This window comes from Streptomyces venezuelae (assembly GCF_008642375.1).
GTDB lineage: Bacteria > Actinomycetota > Actinomycetes > Streptomycetales > Streptomycetaceae > Streptomyces > Streptomyces venezuelae_G.
This window is the reverse complement of the sequence record NZ_CP029194.1, coordinates 5,591,649-5,612,037: the sequence shown is the minus strand read 5'-3', so window position 1 is coordinate 5,612,037 and position 20,389 is coordinate 5,591,649. Positions and strand designations below refer to the sequence as shown.

At 71.5% G+C, this 20,389-nt stretch carries 15 protein-coding genes; 3 read left to right on the top strand and 12 right to left on the bottom strand.

Translation table 11 applies throughout. From position 1 onward, the window contains the following. Nucleotides 1-13: 13 nt before the first annotated feature. The 3 genes from DEJ46_RS25820 to DEJ46_RS25810 form a co-directional block, all read right to left on the bottom strand. Nucleotides 14-2,263, bottom strand: a complete 2,250-nt coding sequence (locus DEJ46_RS25820; protein ID WP_150270061.1) for an ATP-dependent RecD-like DNA helicase — start codon at nt 2,261-2,263, stop codon at nt 14-16. Nucleotides 2,264-2,323: 60 nt separating this feature from the next. Further along, entirely contained in the window at nt 2,324-3,004 is a 681-nt protein-coding gene (locus DEJ46_RS25815; RefSeq protein WP_223835086.1) for an HNH endonuclease, read from the bottom strand. Between the two features lie 175 nt (nt 3,005-3,179). After that, nucleotides 3,180-4,466 carry an AAA family ATPase gene (locus tag DEJ46_RS25810; protein WP_150270059.1) on the bottom strand — a complete coding sequence of 429 codons (1,287 nt, stop codon included), beginning with the start codon at nt 4,464-4,466 and terminating at the stop codon, nt 3,180-3,182. 160 nt (nt 4,467-4,626) lie between these two features. Here DEJ46_RS25810 and DEJ46_RS25805 point away from each other — a divergent pair, with 160 nt between their 5' ends. Then, the gene (locus DEJ46_RS25805) at nt 4,627-5,100 is read left to right on the top strand and encodes a DUF937 domain-containing protein (protein ID WP_150270057.1); all 474 of its coding nucleotides are present in this window, start codon (nt 4,627-4,629) and stop codon (nt 5,098-5,100) included. A 146-nt stretch (nt 5,101-5,246) separates the two neighbouring features. Here DEJ46_RS25805 and DEJ46_RS25800 read toward each other — a convergent pair whose 3' ends face one another. The 5 genes from DEJ46_RS25800 to DEJ46_RS25780 all read right to left on the bottom strand — a co-directional run bounded on the left by DEJ46_RS25800 (nt 5,247) and on the right by DEJ46_RS25780 (nt 13,796). Next, nucleotides 5,247-5,621, bottom strand: a complete 375-nt coding sequence (locus DEJ46_RS25800) for a DUF6193 family natural product biosynthesis protein (RefSeq protein WP_150270055.1) — start codon at nt 5,619-5,621, stop codon at nt 5,247-5,249. Next, complete coding sequence (locus tag DEJ46_RS25795) at nt 5,622-10,499, bottom strand: RHS repeat-associated core domain-containing protein (RefSeq protein ID WP_150270053.1); 4,878 nt, start codon at nt 10,497-10,499, stop codon at nt 5,622-5,624. It lies immediately after the preceding gene. A gap of 200 nt (nt 10,500-10,699) precedes the next feature. Then, entirely contained in the window at nt 10,700-11,503 is an 804-nt protein-coding gene (locus DEJ46_RS25790; protein WP_150270052.1) for a sugar phosphate isomerase/epimerase family protein, read from the bottom strand. Next, a complete protein-coding gene (locus DEJ46_RS25785; RefSeq protein ID WP_150270050.1) occupies nt 11,500-12,648 on the bottom strand; it encodes a dihydrodipicolinate synthase family protein in 1,149 nt (382 codons plus the stop codon). Before DEJ46_RS25785 ends, DEJ46_RS25790 begins: the two co-directional genes overlap by 4 nt. Then, on the bottom strand, nt 12,645-13,796 hold the full coding sequence (locus tag DEJ46_RS25780; protein WP_150270048.1) for a Gfo/Idh/MocA family protein: 1,152 nt from the start codon (nt 13,794-13,796) through the stop codon (nt 12,645-12,647). The genes DEJ46_RS25785 and DEJ46_RS25780 overlap by 4 nt, the downstream gene beginning before the upstream one ends. A 112-nt stretch (nt 13,797-13,908) precedes the next feature. Here DEJ46_RS25780 and DEJ46_RS25775 point away from each other — a divergent pair, with 112 nt between their 5' ends. After that, a complete protein-coding gene (locus DEJ46_RS25775; protein ID WP_150270046.1) occupies nt 13,909-14,955 on the top strand; it encodes a LacI family DNA-binding transcriptional regulator in 1,047 nt (348 codons plus the stop codon). Nucleotides 14,956-15,064: 109 nt separating this feature from the next. Here DEJ46_RS25775 and DEJ46_RS25770 read toward each other — a convergent pair whose 3' ends face one another. After that, nucleotides 15,065-15,628 carry an AAA family ATPase gene (locus DEJ46_RS25770; RefSeq protein ID WP_150270044.1) on the bottom strand — a complete coding sequence of 188 codons (564 nt, stop codon included), beginning with the start codon at nt 15,626-15,628 and terminating at the stop codon, nt 15,065-15,067. A gap of 310 nt (nt 15,629-15,938) precedes the next feature. On the opposite strand from DEJ46_RS25770, the gene DEJ46_RS25765 reads away from it, so the two are divergent. Then, nucleotides 15,939-17,726 (top strand): glycoside hydrolase family 3 protein, encoded by a 1,788-nt coding sequence (locus DEJ46_RS25765; protein ID WP_150270042.1) that lies wholly within the window; start codon nt 15,939-15,941, stop codon nt 17,724-17,726. A gap of 154 nt (nt 17,727-17,880) precedes the next feature. Here DEJ46_RS25765 and DEJ46_RS25760 read toward each other — a convergent pair whose 3' ends face one another. The 3 genes from DEJ46_RS25760 to DEJ46_RS25750 all read right to left on the bottom strand — a co-directional run bounded on the left by DEJ46_RS25760 (nt 17,881) and on the right by DEJ46_RS25750 (nt 20,371). After that, on the bottom strand, nt 17,881-19,329 hold the full coding sequence (locus tag DEJ46_RS25760; protein WP_150270040.1) for a S28 family serine protease: 1,449 nt from the start codon (nt 19,327-19,329) through the stop codon (nt 17,881-17,883). A 122-nt stretch (nt 19,330-19,451) separates the two neighbouring features. Then, a complete protein-coding gene (locus DEJ46_RS25755) occupies nt 19,452-19,877 on the bottom strand; it encodes a hypothetical protein (RefSeq protein ID WP_223835082.1) in 426 nt (141 codons plus the stop codon). A gap of 146 nt (nt 19,878-20,023) precedes the next feature. Next, the gene (locus tag DEJ46_RS25750) at nt 20,024-20,371 is read right to left on the bottom strand and encodes a hypothetical protein (protein WP_150270038.1); all 348 of its coding nucleotides are present in this window, start codon (nt 20,369-20,371) and stop codon (nt 20,024-20,026) included. Nucleotides 20,372-20,389: the final 18 nt, after the last annotated feature.

Sequence of the window (20,389 nt, the reverse complement as noted above, 5' to 3'; positions counted from 1 at the left end):
TCCACCTGCAAGCTCAGCCCTTCACGGGCCGGGCAGTCGACACCGGAGCTCCGCCTGTGAGGCGATGGGACAGTGCGGTAAAGCGTCGGCCCGCGGAGACCGTGCGGACCGCCTGGGCGATCGCGCGGCGGGAGCCGACCAGCACAACCAGCTTCTTGGCGCGGGTCACCGCCGTGTAGAGCAGGTTCCGCTGGAGCATCATCCAGGCACTCATGGTGACGGGGATCACGACCGCCGGATACTCGCTGCCCTGCGAACGGTGGATGGTCACCGCGTACGCGTGGGCCAGCTCGTCCAGCTCGTCGAAGTCGTACGGCACCTCCTCGTCCTCGTCCGTCCGGACGGTCAGCCGCTGCTCGACGGGGTCCAGGGCGGTGACGACGCCGACCGTGCCGTTGAAGACGCCGTTCGCACCCTTGTCGTAGTTGTTCCTGATCTGCGTCACTTTGTCGCCTACCCGGAAGACCCTGCCACCGAACCGCTTCTCCGGCAGATCGGGGCGGGCCGGGGTGATCGCCTGCTGGAGCAGGCCGTTGAGCGCGCCCGCGCCCGCGGGACCCCGGTGCATGGGGGCCAGGACCTGGACGTCCCGGCGCGGGTCGAGGCCGAACTTGGCCGGAACACGCCGGGCCGCGACCTCCACGGCGACCCGGGCGGCGTCCTCGGTCTCCTCCTCGACGAAGAGGAAGAAGTCCGGGAGGCCCTGGGTGAGGGGCGGGGTGCCGGCGTTGATCCGGTGCGCGTTGGTGACGACGCCGGACTGCTGGGCCTGCCGGAAGATCCGGGTCAGCCGCACGGCGGGGACGGGGCTGCCGGGGGCGAGCAGGTCGCCGAGGACCTCGCCCGCACCGACCGAGGGGAGCTGGTCCACGTCCCCCACGAGCAGCAGGTGGGCACCGGGTGCCACCGCCTTGACCAGCTTGTTCGCCAGGAGCAGGTCGAGCATGGAGGCCTCGTCGACGACGACCAGATCGGCGTCGAGCGGCCGGTCCCGGTCGTAGGCCGCGTCCCCGCCCGGCTTGAGCTCCAGGAGCCGGTGGACGGTGGAGGCCTCGGCGCCGGTCAGCTCGGCGAGCCGCTTGGCGGCCCGGCCGGTGGGGGCGGCGAGGACCACCTTGGCCTTCTTGGCGCGGGCCAGCTCCACGATCGAGCGGACCGTGAAGGACTTGCCGCAGCCGGGGCCGCCCGTGAGGACCGCGACCTTACGGGTGAGGGCGAGCCGGACCGCGTCCTCCTGCTCGGGCGCGAGCGTGGCCCCGGTGCGCTCCGCGAGCCAGGCCAGCGCCTTGTCCCAGGCGACGTCCCTGAAGGCCGGCATGCGGTCCTCCCCGGCCCGCAGCAGCCTCCCGAGCTGCCCGGCGAGCGACAGCTCGGCCCGGTGGAAGGGGATCAGGTACACGGCGGTGACGGGCAGCCCCTCGGGGCCGGGAACGGTCTCCCGTACGACCCCTTCGGGATCCTCCGCCAGCTCGGCGAGGCACTCGATGACAAGCCCGGTGTCGACCTGGAGGAGCTTCACCGCGTCGGCGATCAACCGCTCCTCGGGGAGGAAGCAGTGCCCCTGGTCGCTGGACTGCGAGAGGGCGTACTGGAGCCCGGCCTTCACCCGGTCGGGACTGTCGTGGGGGATGCCCACGGACTGGGCGATCTTGTCGGCGGTGAGGAAGCCGATGCCCCAGACGTCGGCGGCGAGCCGGTACGGCTGGTTCTTCACGACGGAGATGGAGGCGTCCCCGTACTTCTTGTAGATCCGGACCGCGATGGAGGTGGAGACACCGACGCCCTGGAGGAAGACCATGACCTCCTTGATCGCCTTCTGCTCCTCCCAGGCTGCGGTGATGTTCCTGGTCCGCTTGGGGCCGAGCCCCGGCACCTCGATCAGGCGGGCGGGGGCCTCTTCGAGGATGTCGAGGGTGTCGAGGCCGAAGTGCGTGGTGATGCGGTCGGCGAAGACCGGGCCGATGCCCTTGATGAGGCCGGAGCCCAGGTAGCGGCGGATGCCCTGGATCGTGGCGGGGAGGATCGTCGAGTAGTTGTCGACGGCGAACTGCTTCCCGTACTGCGGGTGGGAACCCCAGCGGCCCTCCATCCGCAGCGACTCCCCCGGCTGGGCGCCGAGCAGCGCGCCCACGACCGTGAGCAGGTCACCGGCACCGCGCCCGGTGTCGACGCGCGCGACCGTGTACCCGCTCTCCTCGTTGGCGTAGGTGATCCGCTCCAGGACCCCTTCGACCACCGCCTGACCCCGACCCTCGTTGGACATGGACCGACCGTAGCGAAGGGCTCGGACATCGTGTGACCAGCTGGAGAAAACCGGCTCCGGTCAGTCCCGGTCCACGAAGAACCCGGCGCGGAGCTGCGGATCGCGCAGCAGCGCCAGTACCTCGTCCTCACCCGCGAGCAGCGCCTCGGCGGCCGGGTGGAGGGACTGGTGGAACATGGCGACGAGCACGTCGCCGAGAGGGCGGTCCCAGGCGACCCGGACGATCTCGCGCGCCTTGTCGTGCCGCCCCTTGTCCGTGGCGTGGCGCCAGCGCACCAGGGCTCCGTGGGCCGTCACGTACGCGTCGACCCGACCCTTGACCAAGGTCGGTCTGCTGTTCAGCCCGAACACGTCGATGCCCGCCTGGCCCTGGGGCGTCCTCGCCCTGTACGTCCCGACGGGGATCGAGAGGCGCAGGTGCTCCACCGGGTCCAGCAGGGTCGGGTCGATGAGGAGCGGGGCCCCGTCTCCGTCGATGGGGAACTGCCGTCCTTTCCGGCCGCTGTTGCAGTGCGAGCAGAAGAGGAGGTGGTTGAGCCAGTCGAACGTGCGGAGCGGAGTGCGATGCCTCGGGTCGAAGTGGTCGATGTCGGTGCCCTCGCTGTCACCGCAGTGCATGCAGCGCGCATGGCCCGGGGCCATCTCAGTGAGGGCGGCGAGGAGTGCGGGACGGACGGTCCGCCGGTTGGACCAGAGGGTCTTGGCCTTGTCCTTCCGGGCCTGCTCCTTCGTCTCTGCCACGATCTCCTTGGTGTACGTCGCCAGCAGTAGCGTCGTCTCCCGCGGCAAAGCCACCCGCCGAAGCCGAATCACTCCGCCCCGCCCGCCGCGTCCGACCCAATCTCGTCGGAGATCCGCTGGAGCCGAGCGGACATCTCGTCGAGACGGGCCGTCGGAGAGCTCGTGAGCAGGCTCTTCAGCTCCTTGTAGCGGGTGAGGGTCTCCTCGACGTGTCACCCTCGTAGACGCGCTCCTCAAGCGCCACGAACTCGGCGCGGAGCAGCTCGGCGCGGGCGGAGTACGGGGTGTCGAGGCCGAACAGTTCGGAGAGGACGGCGTCGTCGCCGCTGCCGAAGACCACCCGCTCGTACAGGTCCCGCGACACGACCTCCGGGGCGGCGTCCTCGTCCACTCCGGGGAGGCGGATGAGGCCGCCGGGGTCGGCGGCCTGGCAGATGTACGGGCTGTGCGTGGTGACGATGAACTGGATGTTCGGGAAGTGCGAGGTCAGCCAGGGGCCGATGCGGCGCTGCCAGGTGACGTGGAGGTGGGCGTCGATCTCGTCGATGATCACAACGCCGGGGACGCGTAGCAGCCGGGGGCCCGTGTCTCCGGCGAACACCGCGTCGCCGAAGGCGTCGTGGATCTGCTTGAGCAGGTCGACGACGAGAGAGGCGACGGTACGGAAGCCGTCGCTCATCTCCCGCAGGGGGAAGCGCTGGCCGTCGCGGGTGACCCAGAGTCCTTCGGAGTCCACGTCGTCCACGCGGTATCCGTCCGGCAGGAGTCCGTCGCCCAGGACGGACAGAGCCGCACGCTTGAGGGCATGGGCGCCCTCCTTGCCCTCCAGGTCGCGCAGGTGCTGCTCGATCAGCCAGGCGACGCCCTCGGCGAGGGAGGCGTCCTCGTGGAAGAGGCTGGCCTGACGGGCAACGGGTCCCGAGGCGAGCATGAGGCGCTGTACCTCCCCTGAGCCGCCGGCCATGCGCCGGAACGGCCCGTACGCGGCGCAGAACCAGCCTGTCGGATTGTCGGCCCACGGGCCGCGCCTCGCCGGGCTGATGCTGGTCGCCCGCGCCTTCCGGTACGAGACCTCCTCCAACGCGGGCTGTGCGACCCGGCGATGGCTGCTCGCCGCGCCCGGCGCGGTCCACCTGAGTCCCGTCCAGAAGGAGTCCACAGTCCTTCCACCGGCGCTGAACCTGTCGAAAGTCCGCTCCCGCACGACCTCGACCTCGGCGGTGCCCACGTCCGTCCCCCGCGCGATCCAGTTCTCGAAGCCCTGGACGAGCCCACGCGCCGCCACCGGCCCGCTCAGCGCCAGCGCGAGCGCGCGCAGCAGCGTCGTCTTGCCCGAGCCGTTGCGACCCGCGAGCACGGTCCAGCCGGCGTGACCGCCATCGGGGCGGGTCAGTGTCAGATCGACCGTGCGGGGACCGTGGAACGACTTGACGTTCTCGATGTGGATCCTGCTGACGTGCATGGAGTCGCTGTCCGATCGCTCGGTCCTGGGGCGGTCTGCCGATCGGACGGCCGATTCCACGGAAGGCAGACGGGGGCATAGGGAACGCGGAGGCCCGCGTCCTCGGGCCGCGGGACCTCTCGACGTGCCGACACGCAACGCCCGTCTTGGCGTGGTCCGCATGAGCGAGGGCTCTTTCCAGGACGACGTCCTGACCGAGCTCGGCGACGATCGGCTCCAGGAGATCGCCGGGCTGCTCGGCACCGACGCCGGCGGAGCGCAGGAGCTCGTGGGCAGTTCGGTGGCCGAACTCTCCGGCGAACTGCGCCAGGCGGCGGCCGAGCCGGCCAGCGCGGACGAGGTGCGGGCCGCCGTCGACGAGGTGACCTCGGCCGAGCCGCCGCTGCAGGGCGTCGCCGGCTTCGGCGGTCTCGCTGCCGGCGGCCTCATGGCCGGAGTCCTGGGCAGACCGGCCCGCCCGGCAGCGAACGCGATCGCGAGGAAGACCGGCATCCCGGCGGCCACGGTCTCCCGAGCGGTCGACATCCTGGTCCCGGTGGTCCTCGCGGTCATGACGAGGCGCGCGACGACGAAGAGGAGCGGAGGCACGGCGGCGGACGGCCTGGGCGACCTCTTGGGCGGCCGGAAGAAGTAGCGGACCGCGGCCCTCTGGAGCCGAGGGGCGAACGGATCGTGCGCCTCCTCGGCAACCACGGTCGCACCACCGAGCGAACGGACGGCCCCGCGACGCAGGCGGCGACCGCCACCGGCCCGCGGGGCACGCGGTTCACCCTCTACGCCTCACAGATCGTCCGCCGTACCCAGGACAGCCGGACCGCACCCCTCGGGCAGGTTGGCCGCGACCATGGCGAACGCCTCCTCGGCTGTCGCGCATCGGCCGTGGAGCTCGGCCGCCCCCGCACGGCTCGTGACCTCATAGCCCCCTTCGCCGAGGGGGTACACGACGGGCACGTCCCTCGTATGGGGATACCCGACGCATCGGCTCAACAGCAGGATCCCGTGACTCACACCGGGAAAGAGCTGCCGAAGCCGCGGCTGGGCGTATGCCGCCCGGACCATCTCCTGCCCGATCACCTCGGGCCCGTACGAAAGAACCGTGCGCCACTGGGCCTCCACGATCTCCGCCGCGCTCTGTGCGGGTGTCTCGTCAGTCACTCAGTCGCCCTTCCCCTTGGACCTGCCGACCTGAATCTCCGGGATGTCCGGGGTCGGCACCTTGATCTCCGTGAATCCGCCGCCCCCGTCGGCCGTGTACCAACGGATCTCCTCCCACGGCCGGCCGACCATCCGCTCTTCGGGCTCTTCCATGATCAGGTCCATTTCGTACTTGCGGATGTAGTAGGCGACTTGGCTCATCTCCCACGCCGTACCGACGCCCTCCGGCCTGTTCCCCTTCTGGGTGGAGTACGGAGAGCCGTCGCTCACCGCCTGCTGGAACGCCTCGACGATGGTCTCAGGAGTGTTCCAGTTGCCTCTGACGCCGTCCCGGTTCGGCATTCCGTCCAGTGTGATCGACAGAGTGGTGTTCCGGTCGCTCACCGCGTCCATGACGTTGGTCATCCATATCGGGGCCCCACCCTCGATGCCGGCGTAGGCACTGCCGTTGTACGTATGCGCGCCCGGGTCCTGCGGTCGATTCCTGTCATGACCGTCACCCGGAGCGTTGCGCAGATACGCCGCGAGCAGGTTGGAGGCCCCGTCGGGGGGAGGCTGGTTCAGTCCGAGCACCACGCTGTGTCGCGGCCGGTCGGCACCTCGGTGCGGGCACATCTCGAGCCCCAACGGGTCGATCGACGTCGTCGGGTCGTCGACGTACGTGACCGCGTTCGGGGCAGGGGCGAGCCCCAGCGGGTCCGGTGACATGTAGCGGCCGGAGTCCGGGTCGTAGTGACGGTGGCGGTTGTAATGGAGGCCCGACTCCGGGTCGAAGTACTGCCCGGGGAAACGCAGGGGCGTGTACGCCGTCGCGCTCCGGTTCCAGGTCGTGGCGCCCCACAACGTGGTTCGGGTGCGCCAGGTCACGTCACCCTGCTCGTCGACCAGTTCGCGCGGTGTGCCGACCAGGTCCGTGACCACGGCGAAGAATCGGCGGTCGATCTCCTCCTGGTCGAGGAGGCGCCGTTCCACCTGGGTGAGCGGCGTCGTTCCGTCGTGGTCCCACGTCAGGGCGACCGTCTCGGGCGAGTCGGCCACGCGTGTCGTCTGCTCGCAGAGGGTGTCGCCGTCCCATGTGAAGGTCGTCTCCTCGGCCACCGAGAGCCCGTCGGGCGCCAGGCGTCGCTTGGCGATGCGGCGGCCGAACGCGTCGTACAGGTAGTGCCAGCGTGTCCCTTCGGGGGTGACGACCGAAACGAGGCGATCCTCGGCGTCCCAGCCGTAGTGCCAGGACTCGGGCTTGCGGGAGAGACGGGTCTTCTGACGGAGTACGACTCTGCCCTGCGCGTCGTGCTCGTAGCGGGTGCGGCCCGCTCGGGTGATCCGGGTGCCGGTGTACACGCGGGCGCCGGCTGCGTCGTCGGCGCCCGGCCAGTCCGCATCGGTCTGGTTGCCGGCCTCGTCGTACGCGTACCGCTCGCTCCAGTTCTCGGCCGTGACGGCCGAGACCCGGCGGTCACCCGACACCTGGAACTGCCGACGGCCGGCGAGGTGATCGTCCACGGAGGTGAGCCGGCCGTCTGCGCGGTAGGTGTACGTCCGCTGCTGGACCGTCCGGCCGTCGCGGCCCGTGACCCGCTGACCGGTCGCGCGGCCCAGCCCGTCGTAGGTGTGCTCGATCGACAGTGAATCCCCGATGCGTCGACCGGTCTCCCGGCCCCTCTCGTCGAACGAGAGGACGATCTGCCGACCCGAGGCGTTGAGCACGGCCTGCAGGTCCGCGTCGAAGGACCAGGTGCTCACCGCCCCGGACGGGGTGACCCTTCGGGTGCGGCGGCCGGTCTCGTCATAGGCACGCAACAGTTCCCGGCCGTTGCAGACCTCGCGCAGGATGCGGCCCGAGGCGTCCCGTTCGAAGGAGATCTCCGCATGCGGACCGACAGCCTTCTCGAGCAGACCGTTGATGTCGTAGGTGAAGCGGGTGGCGGCTCCGTCCGCGTCCTTCACGACGACCCGGCCGGCGGTGTCGCGTGCGTAGCGGACCGTCTGTCCGAGACCGTTCGTTCGCGTGGCGAGCCGGCCGGCCGCGTCATGGGTGTAGGCGAGGGTGCGGCCGTCGAAGTCCGTTTCGGAGATGAGGCCTCCGCTCGCGTCATAGACGTAACTCCAGGAGAGCCCGCGAGGGTCGGTGACACCTGTGAGGCGGAGTTCGGTGTCGTACGCGAACGCGTAGCGGGCTCCGTCGGGTGTCGTGCGTGCCGACAGGAGGTCGAAGTGGGTGTACTCGAACCGGGTCCTGCCGCCCGAGGCGTTGGTGTGGACCAGAAGATTGCCTTCGCCGTCGTACGTCCACGACTGCTGAGCGCCGTCCGGATCGAGGCGGCGTGCGAGCCGGCCCTCGACGGTCCATTCCAGCGTGGTGACTCCACCCTGATCGTCGGTGATGCGGACGGCGCGGCCGAAGGCGTCACGCTCGTAACGGGTGGTCGTGCCGAGGGGGCCACGTATGGCCACGGGCAGCCCGGCGGCGTCGCAGCGCAGCCGGTCCAGCGGGCCGACGGAGTCGTCGATTGCCGAGAGGTGGCCGGAGGCGTCGTGGGTGAGCCGGGTCGTCGTCCCGTTCGGGCGGGTGAAGTGCGTCGGGTTGCCGCGCTCGTCGTACTCCTGCCGCGATGTCGCACCGTCGGGACCGGTGACGGAGACGAGGAGGTTCCGCGCGTCGTACCCCGCCAGGGTCGTGGTGCCGTCGGGGTGCACCACGCGTGTGAGGTTGCCACGCTCGTCGTAGGTGTACGTGGTCGTCAGACCGAGAGGGTCGGTGTGCGAGAGCAGCCGGTCGTACGGGTCCCAGGTCCGGTGACGATGGCGGCCGAGGGCGTCCGTCTCCGCGACCACCTGAAGACGGGGGTTGAGGTGGAAGACCTTCGTGGCGCCCACGGAATCCGTGTACCGCGTGACGCGGTCGCCCGTGTCGGTGTGCACGTCGTACGCGAAGGTCCCGGAGAGGTGTCCGTCGGGGCCGACCGTGCGGACGACACGGCCTGCGTCGTCGTAGACGTAGCGGAACGTGGAGTCGTTGCGGTCCGTCCAGGAGGTGATCCGTGCCTCGGTGTCGTAAGTGAAACGGACCGGCAGACCGGACGAGTTGAAGACGGCGTCGAGGTTCCCCTGCGGGTCGTGGCCGTAGCGCACGACCTGCACAGGCCCGCTCGGGGTCCGCAGTGCGAGGGCGCGCACGCGAGCGTCCTCGACGGTGAGCACAACGAGGTAGCCGCCGTCGTGGGCGACGACCGTCGGGGCGCCGTCGGAGCGGCGGGTGAAAGCGATCCGGTTCTGGTTGCGGTCGGTGATCTCCGACAGCCAGTACGCGCCGGACTCGTTGTAAGGGCCTCCCCTGAAGCAGCGCGTCAGTCCCGAATGCGGGTCGGTGACCCGGTAGGCCGTCTCGGCGTTCTCCTGTCCCCCGTGGACGAGGGGCAGTCGGGGACCCTCCAGGGGCAGGACTCCGTCGGTGTCCTCCGGCGTGGGCAGCCGGGGGTAGACGAGGAGCGAGCCGTCCTCACGAGCCCAGATCGCTCCGGCTCCGAGCGGGTCCGGCTCGATCCGCTCGTCCAGGGTCGAGGCCCAGCTACGGCCGAACCAGTGCCCGTAGCGGTACTCCGACAGATGGGTACGCCGCAGGACCAGCGGCAGGGTGCCCGGGAGCGAAAGGTCTGTCTGGGGAAGCGACATCTCGCCGGTGGCGACGTCCACCGGGTCGTTCTCGCACCGCTTCTTGTCCAACGGGATGCTGTGCCGCCGCGGATCGTCCCTGGCGTCCTTGAGAGGGTACGGCCGACTGTGCCATGACTCCCTCGACGGGCGGCGCTCGGTCCCGGCGCCGGGACCGCCTGGCCCGTCGTCGCCGCCTCCCTGCCCACGCTGCCGGGCAAAGCGGTCCCGGAGATCCTGGTCGGTCCTCTTCTGGCTGTCGGAGATGTCCTTGACGGCCTTCGGCAACGTCGTGCCGATGTGGTCGCCCATCGTCTTCGTCGCCTTGCCCAGAGCCTCCATGGCCTTGTCGATGACAGGGTCCAGGGCGCCGGCGATGTCGTCCTTGCCGCGCGCACGGCCGTGGTGGGACTTCGCCTTCGTCAGCTTGTCCCTGGTCTTGCCGTGGACCCCGACGCTGACGGTGTTGAGCTTCGTGCCGGCCCGGTCGTGCTCGTCGTGGTCGATGTGGACGCCCTTCCCGGCTCCGGGGCCTCCGTTCCCCGGGCCGGCGGAGGCGAGGTGCAGGGCGTCCTTGGCCCCTGTCACGCCTTCGTCGAAGCCGTCCCTGCCTGCCTGGCCGACCTGGTTCATGTCCACGCCGTCCTGGAGGCCCAGGGCATCGGCGCCGATCTGGACCACGAGGTCGGCGGCCATGCTCTCCAGGGCCGCGACGGCCGGCTCTGTCATCGACGAGACGATGTAGCCGACGACCTCCTTCATGCACTCCTTGATTCCCTGACGGATGGCCTGCTGCGCTGCGGCGATCGCCACCGAGCCGAGCAGCATGGACAGTCCGCCGGTCAGCGGGATGAGCGCGAGCGAGACGCCGGCCTTGCCGGCCAGTACGCCGAGGTGACCGAGGGCCGCGTATTTCATGGCCTCGATCGCGACGGCGGCATTGTCCAGAGCGCCGGCGATGGTGCGAGCCGCTCCGGCGATGTCCTTGATGTGCTTGTCCTTGACCTGCCCCCAGTGCTGGTTGACGGCGTCGAGCGCTTCGCCGTGGCCAGATGAGAGCAAACGTTGCACATGCTGATTCGCCATGTGCCCGTCATCTTCGATGTCGCCGGCGAACTCCCGCAGCGAGTCGGCCATGTCGCGGTAGGCGTCCTCATCGACGTTCGGCCAACTCACCCCGATGAGGTCAAGTAGCGTGTCGGCCCAATCAGGCACAGTCACGGCCATAGTTCGCCATCCCCCCGGACAGACTTCATTCACCGAATGCGTTTGCGAACACCCTGCCACAGGCGTGCGGCGTACCATTCAGCGGGCCTCGGACGGGAGTTGACCGCGACGTCCGGACCGGGGGTGCGGCCGTCCGGTCATGTGCGACCGGACGGCTTCCGGCGTCTCCCCTCCGCGCACCGGGGCTGCGCTCCCGGAGCTCAGACCTCCAGGAAGCGGTTCAGGGTCTCCTCCAGGACCTCGACGCCGTCCCGGGCCCACAGCTCGTCGTTGAAGAGCTCGACCTCCACCGGGCCCGTCCAGCCGGCCTTCTCGGCGAGGTCCGCCCAGGCCCGGAGGTCGATGACGCCCGTGCCCAGCTGGCCCCGGCCGTTGAGGACTCCCGCCGGGAGCGGGGTGGTCCAGTCGGCGAGCTGGAAGGAGTGGATGCGGCCCGCCGCGCCCGCGCGTTCGACCGCCGCCGGGGCCCGGTCGTCCCACCACAGGTGGTACGTGTCGACCGTGACGCCGACCTGCGAGGCGGGGAAGCGCTCCGCGATCTCCAGGGCCTGGTCCAGGGTCGAGACGGCGCACCGGTCGGAGGCGTACATCGGGTGGAGGGGCTCGATGGCCAGGCGGATTCCCCGCTCGCCCGCGTACGGGGCGAGTTCGCCGATCGCCTCGGTGATGCGGGTCCGGGCGGAGAGCAGGTCGGGGCAGGCCGGGGTGAGGCCGCCGGAGACCAGGACGAGCGTGTCGGTGCCGAGGGTCGCCGCCTCGTCGATCGCCGCGCGGTTCTCGGCCTCCCAGCCGTCGGCGGTGAAGAAGCCGCCCCGGCACAGGGTGGTGACGGTGAGCCCCGCGTCCCGTACGAGCGCGGCGGCGGCCTCGACCCCGTACGCCTGGACGGGGTCGCGCCACAGGCCCAGGCCAGGGATGCCGAGCCGAACGCACTCCGCGACCAGTTCGGGCAGGGCCAGCTGCTTGACCGTCATCTGGTTGACGGAGAACCGGTCGAGGTTCACTGCGGGACTCCGTAGACGGTGAGGAGCGAGCGCATCCGGGACTCCGCGAGCACCGGGTCGGGGAACAGGCCGAGTCCGTCGGCGAGTTCGTAGGCGCGCGCGAGGTGCGGGAGCGAGCGGGCGGAGTGGAGGCCGCCGACCATCGTGAAGTGCTCCTGGTGGCCGGCGAGCCAGGCGAGGAGGACCACGCCCGTCTTGTAGAAGCGGGTCGGGGGCCGGAAGAGGTGGCGGGAGAGTTCGACCGTCGGGTCGAGGGTCTCGCGGAAACCCGCCGTGTCCCCCGTGTCGAGGGTCCTGACCGCCTCGGCGGCGAGCGGGGCGAGGGGGTCGAAGATGCCGAGGAGGGCGTGGCTGAATCCCTGTTCGTCGCCGGCGATCAGCTCCGGGTAGTGGAAGTCGTCGCCCGTGTAGCAGCGGACGCCCTCCGGGAGGCGGCGGCGCAGTTCGACCTCGCGCCGCGCGTCGAGGAGGGAGACCTTGATGCCGTCGACCTTGTCGGGGTGGGCGGCGATCACGTCGAGGAAGGTCTCGGTGGCGGCGTCGAGGTCCGCCGAGCCCCAGTAGCCCTCCAGGGCCGGGTCGAACATGGGCCCCAGCCAGTGCAGGATCACCGGCTCGCTCGCCTGCCGGAGCAGGTGGCCGTAGAGGTCGAGGTAGTCCTCGGGGCCGGACGCGGCGGCGGCGAGGGCGCGGGAGGCCATGAGAATGGCCTGCGCGCCCGACTCCTCGACGACCGCGAGCTGCTCCTCGTACGCCGCGCGGATCTCCGGCAGGGTCCCGACGGCGATCTGGTCGGTGCCGACGCCGCAGGCGATCCGGCCGCCGACGGCCTTCGCCTCCGCCGCCGAGCGGCGGATCAGCTCGGCCGCCCCCGCCCAGTCGAGGCCCATCCCGCGCTGCGCGGTGTCCATGGCCTCGGCGACCCCGAGGCCGTGGGACCAGAGGTGGCGGCGGAAGGCGAGGGTGGCGTCCCAGTCGACGGCGGCGGGCGACTCGGGGGTGGTGTCGGCGTACGGGTCGGCGACGACGTGCGCGGCGGAGAAGACCGTACGGGAGGCGAGGGCGCCGCCCGCGGTGAGGGCGAGGGGCTCGGTGCGGGGCTCGTACGCGCGCACGCCTCCGCCCGTCCGGGGGAGGTGGATCACAGCGAGACCTCCGGGACGTCGAAGCGGCGGCCCTCGGCGGCGGACTTCAGGCCCAGCTCGGCGAGTTGTACGCCGCGGGCGCCCGCGAGGAGGTCCCAGTGGTACGGCTCGCCGAGCGTGACGTGGCGGAGGAAGAGCTCCCACTGGGCCTTGAAGCCGTTGTCGAACTCGGTGTTGTCGGGGACCTCCTGCCACTGGTCGCGGAAGGACTCGGTGACCGGGATGTCGGGGTTCCAGACCGGCTTCGGGGTGGCCGAGCGGTGCTGGACGCGGCAGCCGCGGAGCCCTGCGACGGCGGAGCCGTGGGTGCCGTCGACCTGGAACTCGACGAGTTCGTCGCGGTTGACGCGGACCGTCCAGGAGGAGTTGATCTGGGCGATCGCGCCGCCCTCCAGCTGGAAGATGCCGTACGCGGCGTCGTCGGCGGTGGCGGCGTACGGCTTGCCCTGCTCGTCCCAGCGCTGTGGGACGTGGGTGGCGACGTGCGCGGTGACGCTCGTGACACGACCGAACAGCTCGTGGAGCACGTACTCCCAGTGCGGGAACATGTCGACGACGATGCCGCCGCCGTCCTCGGCGCGGTAGTTCCAGCTGGGGCGCTGGGCGTCCTGCCAGTCGCCCTCGAAGACCCAGTAGCCGAACTCGCCGCGCACGGACAGGATCTCGCCGAAGAAGCCGCCGTCGATGAGCCGCTTGAGCTTGAGCAGGCCGGGGAGGAAGAGCTTGTCCTGGACGACGCCGTGCTTGATGCCCTTCGCCTCGGCGAGCCGGGCGAGCTCCAGGGCACCGGCGAGGTCGGCGGCGGTGGGCTTCTCGGTGTAGATGTGCTTGCCGGCGGCGATGGCCCTGGTGAGGGCGTCGACGCGGGCGGAGGTGACCTGGGCGTCGAAGTAGATGTCGATGCCGTCGTCGGCGAGGACGGCATCGAGGTCGGTGGACCACTCGGTGAGGCCGTGGCGCTCGGCGAGGGCGCGCAGGGCGTGCTCGCGGCGGCCGACGAGGACGGGCTCGGGCCAGAGGGTCTCGCCGTTGCCGAGGTCGAGGCCGCCCTGTTCGCGCAGGGCGAGGATCGAGCGGACGAGGTGCTGGCGGTAGCCCATGCGCCCGGTGACGCCGTTCATGGCGATGCGGACTGTCCTGCGTGTCACGAGAGGTTCCTCTCCCCGGTGCTCCGCGCCCCCGAAAGAAAGCGCTTTCTATCGAGGATGACGCTAGCCTGCCGACATCACCGTCGACAAGGGCCCCGGAGGTACGCAGACGATGACCGTCACCCTGGCGGACGTGGCCGCCCGCGCCCGGGTCTCCCCCGCGACCGTCTCCCGGGTCCTGAACGGCAACTACCCGGTCGCCGCCTCGACCCGCGAGCGGGTGCTGCGGGCGGTGGACGAGCTGGACTACGTCCTCAACGGCCCCGCGAGCTCGCTGGCCGCCGCCACCTCCGACCTGGTCGGGGTGCTGGTCAACGACATCGCCGACCCCTTCTTCGGGATCATGGCGAGCGCCGCGCAGGGCGCGATCGGCGAGGTCGCCTCGGGGCGCGCCGGGGGCGAGAAGCTCGCCGTCGTCTGCAACACGGGCGGCTCCCCCGCGCGCGAACTGACCTACCTCACCCTGCTCCAGCGGCAGCGGGCCGCGGCCGTCATCCTCATGGGCGGCTCGCTGGAGGACCCGGAGCACCTGGCGGCGACGGCGGGCAAACTGGCCAAGCTCGCGGAGGCGGGGACCCGGGTGGTGCTGTGCGGCCGGCCGCCGGTGCCGGGCGACGCGAACACGGCGGCGCTCGTCTTCGACAACCGCACCGGCGCACGGCTCCTGACCGAGCATCTGCTCGGACTCGGACACCGGCGGATCGGGTACGTGGCGGGGCCGGCCGACCGGACGACGACCCGGCACCGGCTCGAAGGCCACCGGGCTGCGCTCGCGGCGGCGGGGGTCGCCGAGGGCCCGACGGTCCACGGCCCGTACGACCGCCGCTCCGGCCACGAGGCGACCGCCGAACTCCTCGCCCGCGACCCGGATCTGACGGCGGTCGTCGCCGCCAACGACACGGTGGCGCTCGGCGTCTGCGCGGCCCTGCGGGAGCGGGGCCTGTCCATCCCGGACGACGTCTCGGTGGCGGGCTTCGACGACCTGCCCTTCTCGGTGGACGCGGTCCCGGCCCTCACGACCGTCCGCCTCCCGCTCCACGACGCGGGCGCCCGGGCGGGCCGCCTGGCGATGGGCGCGGAGGAGCCTCCGGCGGGGGGCCCGGTGACGGTCCCGGGCGAGCTGGTGGTGCGGGGGTCGACGGCCCGGCCGCGGGGGTAGCCGACGGCAGGCCGCCGCCGACGGGACCATGCGCCCCGGCCCCCGGGGAGCGGATGCCGACGGGTGGAGCAGCCGGCTGCGCGCCGGGGGCTGGGGCTGAGAGACCGGGCTACTTCTCCGGCTTCAGGCCCGTCGCCGTGAGGACCGCCTCGACCGTCTCCTCGACCGTCTGGTCCGTGTTGTCGATCCAGACGCCCTCGCCGGAGAGTTCGGCGCGCATGGCCTCGTCGAGGAAGGCCCAGTTCGTCGTCAGCTTCTTGTGGCGGGCGTTGTTGCGCTCCCAGGCCTTGTCGGGGCCGGGGGCGAGGAACACCACGTGGAGCGGGACCGTCCTGGCGTGGGCGCGGTAGAAGTCCAGGTGGGAGCGGCGTACGACCACGTCGTCGAGGACCGGCAGGAAGCCGGCCGAGGCGAAGCTGTCCGCGAGCAGGCAGCCGTTGCGGGCGCGCAGCAGGATCTGGCGGTCGGCCTCGGGGTCGCCGTCCGGGGTCGGCCAGTGGCAGCCCTGGACGATGAGCTCCTGGAGGTCGTCGACCTCGATGTGTGCGGAGCGGGTGAAGCGGGCCGCGAGGGCCGCCGCGACGGTCGACTTGCCGCTGCCGGGGATGCCGGCGAGCAGGACGGCGCCGGGGGCGGGCTCGGGGGTGTCGACGGTGATGCGCTCGAAGGTCATACGGGCCTTTCCTCGCTGGTGGGACCGGATGACCGTACGAGCGCCGGGGGTCCGGGCGCCAGGGATTTGCCGGTCGGTCGTGGCGCCGGGAGGCCGGAGGCGGGCGGAACGGCGGGCGCGGCGCGCGCGGTGGCGATTCCTGCGCGGGTCCTTGACCTGGCAGTTACTTTCGGGCTATCCGTGACTCCTTGGAAGTTTCCTTCAACCTCGCACGGCCGGAAGGAGCATCAGTGCACCACCGCGCCCCCGCCAGCTCCCCCTCTCCCTCCCCGCCCCTGCCCCCTCGCCCTCCCGACGCACCCTTCTCACGGTGACCGCCGCAGCCGCCGCGGCAGCCGTCACCGGCGCCACCGCCCCCGTGGCCCACGCGGCCCACTCGGAGACCACCGACAAGAAGCTCCGGAAGATCATCGACCGGATGTCCCTGGAGGAGAAGGTCGGCCAGCTCTTCGTGATGCGGGTGTACGGCCACTCCGCGACCGCCCCCGACCAGGCCGACATCGACGCCAACCTCTCGGAGATCGGCGTCCGCACCGCCGCCGAGCTCGTCGAGCGCTACCACGTCGGCGGCGTCATCTACTTCGCCTGGGCCCACAACACCCGCGACCCGCACCAGATCGCCGAGCTCTCCAACGGCATCCAGCAAGCCGCCCTCGCGCAGCCCACGCCGATCCCCGCGCTCATCTCCACCGACCAGGAGCACGGCATCGTCTGCCGGGTCGGCGAGCCCGCCACCCTGGTACCCGGGGCGATGGCCCTCGGCGCGGGCCGCTCGCTCGCGGACGCCCGTAAGGCCGCGCAGATCGCGGGCACCGAACTCGCCGCCGTCGGCATCCGGCAGAACTACGCCCCGGTCGCGGACGTCAACGTCAACCCGGCCAACCCCGTCATCGGCGTCCGCTCCTTCGGCTCCGACCCTCGCGCGGTCGCCGGGCTGGTCGCCGCCCAGGTCAAGGGGTACCAGCGGGCCGGGGTCGCGGCCACCTCCAAGCACTTCCCGGGGCACGGCGACACCGCCGTCGACAGTCACCACGGCCTGCCGACGATCAGCCACACCCGGGCCCAGTGGACCGAACTCGACGCGCCGCCCTTCGAGTCGGCGATCGACGCCGGGATCGACTCGATCATGACCGCGCACATCGTGGTGCCCGCGCTCGACCCCAGCGAGGACCCGGCGACCCTCTCCGAGCCCATCCTCACCGGCATCCTGCGCCGGCAGCTCGGCTACGACGGCGTGGTCGTCACCGACTCGCTCGGCATGGAGGGCGTGCGCACCAAGTACGGCGACGAGCGCGTCCCGGTGCTCGCCCTGAAGGCCGGGGTGGACCAGCTGCTCAACCCGCCGAAGCTCGACATCGCCTGGAACGCGGTCCTGGCGGCGGTCAGGGACGGCGAGCTGACGGAGGCGCGGCTCGACGAATCGATCCTGCGGATCCTGCGGCTCAAGACGAAGCTGGGCCTCTTCCGGCAGCCGTACGTGACGCGGGCCGGCGTCGACCGGGTGGTCGGCACCGCCGCCCACCTCGCGCAGGCCGACCGGATCGCCGAGGCGACGACGACCCTGCTCCTCAACGAGGACGGCTTCCTGCCGCTGAGCCCCGCCGCCCACGGCAGGGTCCTCGTCGTCGGAGCCGACCCGGCCTCGCCGTCCGGCACGACGGGCCCGCCGACCACGACGCTCGCGAGCGCCCTGACGGAACTGGGCTTCACCGCGACCGCGCTCTCCACCGGCATCACCCCGACGGCCGCGCGGATCGAGGAGGCGGTGGCGGCGGCGGCCGGGCAGGACGTGGTCGTCGTGGGCACGTACAACGTCACCGCGGCCAGTCCGCAGCGCACGCTCGTCGCGCGGCTCGTCGCGAGCGGCGTGCCCGTCGTGACGATCGCGATCCGCAACCCGTACGACATCGCCCGGCTCGGCGGCCAGCGGGCGACGCTCGCCGCGTACTCCTGGACCGACGTCGAACTCCGCGCCGCGGCCAGGGTCCTGGCCGGGCACGCCCGCCCGAAGGGCCGGCTGCCCGTCCCGGTGCAGAGCGCGGACGACCCGACGAAGGTGCTGTACCCGGTCGGCCACGGGCTGTCGTACCCGCGCTGACTCACGCGAGCGGAGTGCCCGCGCGTCCTGCGCCTGAACCCGCACCACCAGTGCTGTGCGCACGGGGTGCGGGTCCAGGCCGGGGAGCCTAGGCCCGGCAGGGCGCCGTCCGTTGTGCCCTTCCGCCCTGCGGAAGGGCACAACGGGGTGGGAGTTACGGGCGCAGGCCGTGCTCGCGGGTCACGTCCTCGTCGACCGCCTTGTCGAGGCGGGCGTCGAAGCGGGCCAGCGGCTGCGCCGCCTGGACGGCCGGGGCGGGGACGCCGGCCCAGGCGAGGATGCGGGCGGTGGCGTTGTCCCGCTCGGCGGGGACGAGAGCGGCGACGTTCGCGCCGTGGTTCGCGCCCGGGGCCGTGTAGACGTAGCTGTCGCGCGCGCCCTTGCCGAGGCGGAACGGCTCGGCGCTCCACGGGTCGTTGCCGCCGTTGACGAAGAGCATCCGGTTCGCGTTCTTGCGGACCCAGTTGTCGACGTCCCGCATGGCCTGCGGCTGGAACTTCATCGGGATCGACTTCGGCACGAAGCTGCTGGCCGGCTGGTAGCCGTAGCGGCTGAGGCCCGCGAGGTGCGGCTGCTTGATGCTGGGCGAGCCGAGCTGGGTGGCCGCCTGGTAGTAGTACGGCGTGTAGTAGTCCAGGCCCTGGTCGGCGTAGGCGGCCCAGCCGGAGTAGGCGTCGATCGTCTCGTAGACGGTGTCGTCGCTCGCGGTCGCCGCGTCCGGGATCTGGTCGCAGACGTCCTGGCCGTAGTACTGCCAGAAGCCCCAGACGAAGTCGAGGACGACGGCCTCCCAGGCCTTGTCGAGGGAGCCGACCGTGTTGAAGGTGGCGCCCTCGGCCTCGGCCCACTCCTTGTACTTCTTCTGCAGCGGCTCGCGGCGGACGAGGGCCTCGCGCTGCATGTTGTTCAGGCGGTCGCGGCAGTCCTTCGTGCCGACGTTCTCGAAGAACCGGTCGTAGGCCGAGTCCTCCTTGTTCACCACGTCGTTCGGGGCGACGTACGCGACGACGCCGTCCATGTCACGCGGGTAGAAGCGCTCGTAGTAGGTGGCGGTCATGCCGCCCTTCGAGCCGCCGGTGGAGAGCCAGTTCTTGCCGTAGATCTTCTTCAGCGCGGCGAAGATCCGGTGCTGGTCGCTGGCGGCCTGCCAGATGTCCAGCTTCGACCAGTCGGCCGGCTCCGGGCGCGACGGCGTGAAGAAGCGGTACTCCATGGAGATCTGGTTGCCGTCGATGATCCGCGTCGGCTCGGCGCGGCTGGGGGTGGTGCTCAGCCCGTAGCCGCTGGTGCGGAAGACGGTGGGGCGGTCCGTGTCCTTGTGGAGGACCGAGAGCCGCTGCTTGAACGTGCCCGCCCACGGGCGCTTGTGGTCGATCGGCTGGACGTAGTCCAGGACGAAGTAGCGGTAGCCGGCGTAGGGCTTCTCCTCGATCAGGCTCATCCCGGGGATCGCCAGGATGCGGTCCTTGATGTCCGTGCTCTGCGAGTCGGCGACGGCGGTGGGGCTGTTGGCCTCCGTGTCCGCAGCGGTGGCCACGCCCGTGGTGCCGACGGTGCCTATGAGCACCGCGAGCGACACCAGCCCTCTGAGCGACTTGCGCATTCGTCCTCCCCTTGGTTCACAACGGTGTCGCGAACCTAGCGGGGGCAACGTGTGGACCGCCAGACCCAGTTGGTCCTTACCCTTGGACTTTCCTGCGCATCAGCAGAGGAAACGGACCGGCATCAGCAGAGAACCCACCCCGTGGACCTGCCCTGCCCGGCCACCGAACCGTAGGCGCGGACGCAGCGGTTGAGGGCGTGGACGGTGACGGGACCGGCCTGCCGGCCGAACCGTCCGGCCTTGACGACGGGACGCGCGCCGCGCGGCTGAAGGGAGACGGTCATCGGCCGCGCGGTGCCGGGGCGCTTGGAGACGGTCACGGCGCAGGCGTAGTGGCGGGTCTTGTAGAGACGCAGCTCGCCGGTGGCGAAGGGGTAGGTCTTGGTCGGGCGGCCGTGGCAGACGGAGACGGCCTCGGCGGTCCCGGCACCGGAGCCCGGCAGGGGGAGCAGGAGCAGGGCGAGGGCGGCGAGGAGCGGGACGAGGACACGGGCGGGCAGCCGACTGCGGCGTGGTGTCGGTGGTGCGTGCGTCGGGTCCGTGGGCATGGGTTCCCCTCCCGGGCGAGTCGCCGTACGGACGTACGGAGATTCAGGCGTACGGGCGTACGACGCGCGAGCCACCGGAATGGTTGCTTCCGGGCCTCGCCTCCGGGCCTCGCCTCCGGCCTCTCCTTCCGGCCCCTCCCCGTGGCTCACGTGAACGTCGCGAGGACCAGCAGCAGGAAGGCGGCCTCGGCTCCGAGCTGGGTCCGGAAGGCCGCCCGGCGGACGGCGGGGCGGGCGGTGGTCTGCACGGTCACGACCGCCGCGAGAGCGATCACCAGGCTCGCCAGGCAGAGGGAACCGGACATGCTGCCGCAGCCCCTCTTGGTCATCACGCAGCTCCAGACGTCCTCGGAGAAGAGCGCGAGGAGCCCGGCGAGCCCGATCGCGGGCGCGAGGAGCCCGGCCCAGATCAGGCCCCGCTCGCGCAGGCGCGCGGCCTCGACGGCCGACGGGCTGACGCGGAAGGCGGAGGCGGCGCGGGGTTCGTGGCTCATGCCCCGATCCAAGCCGCC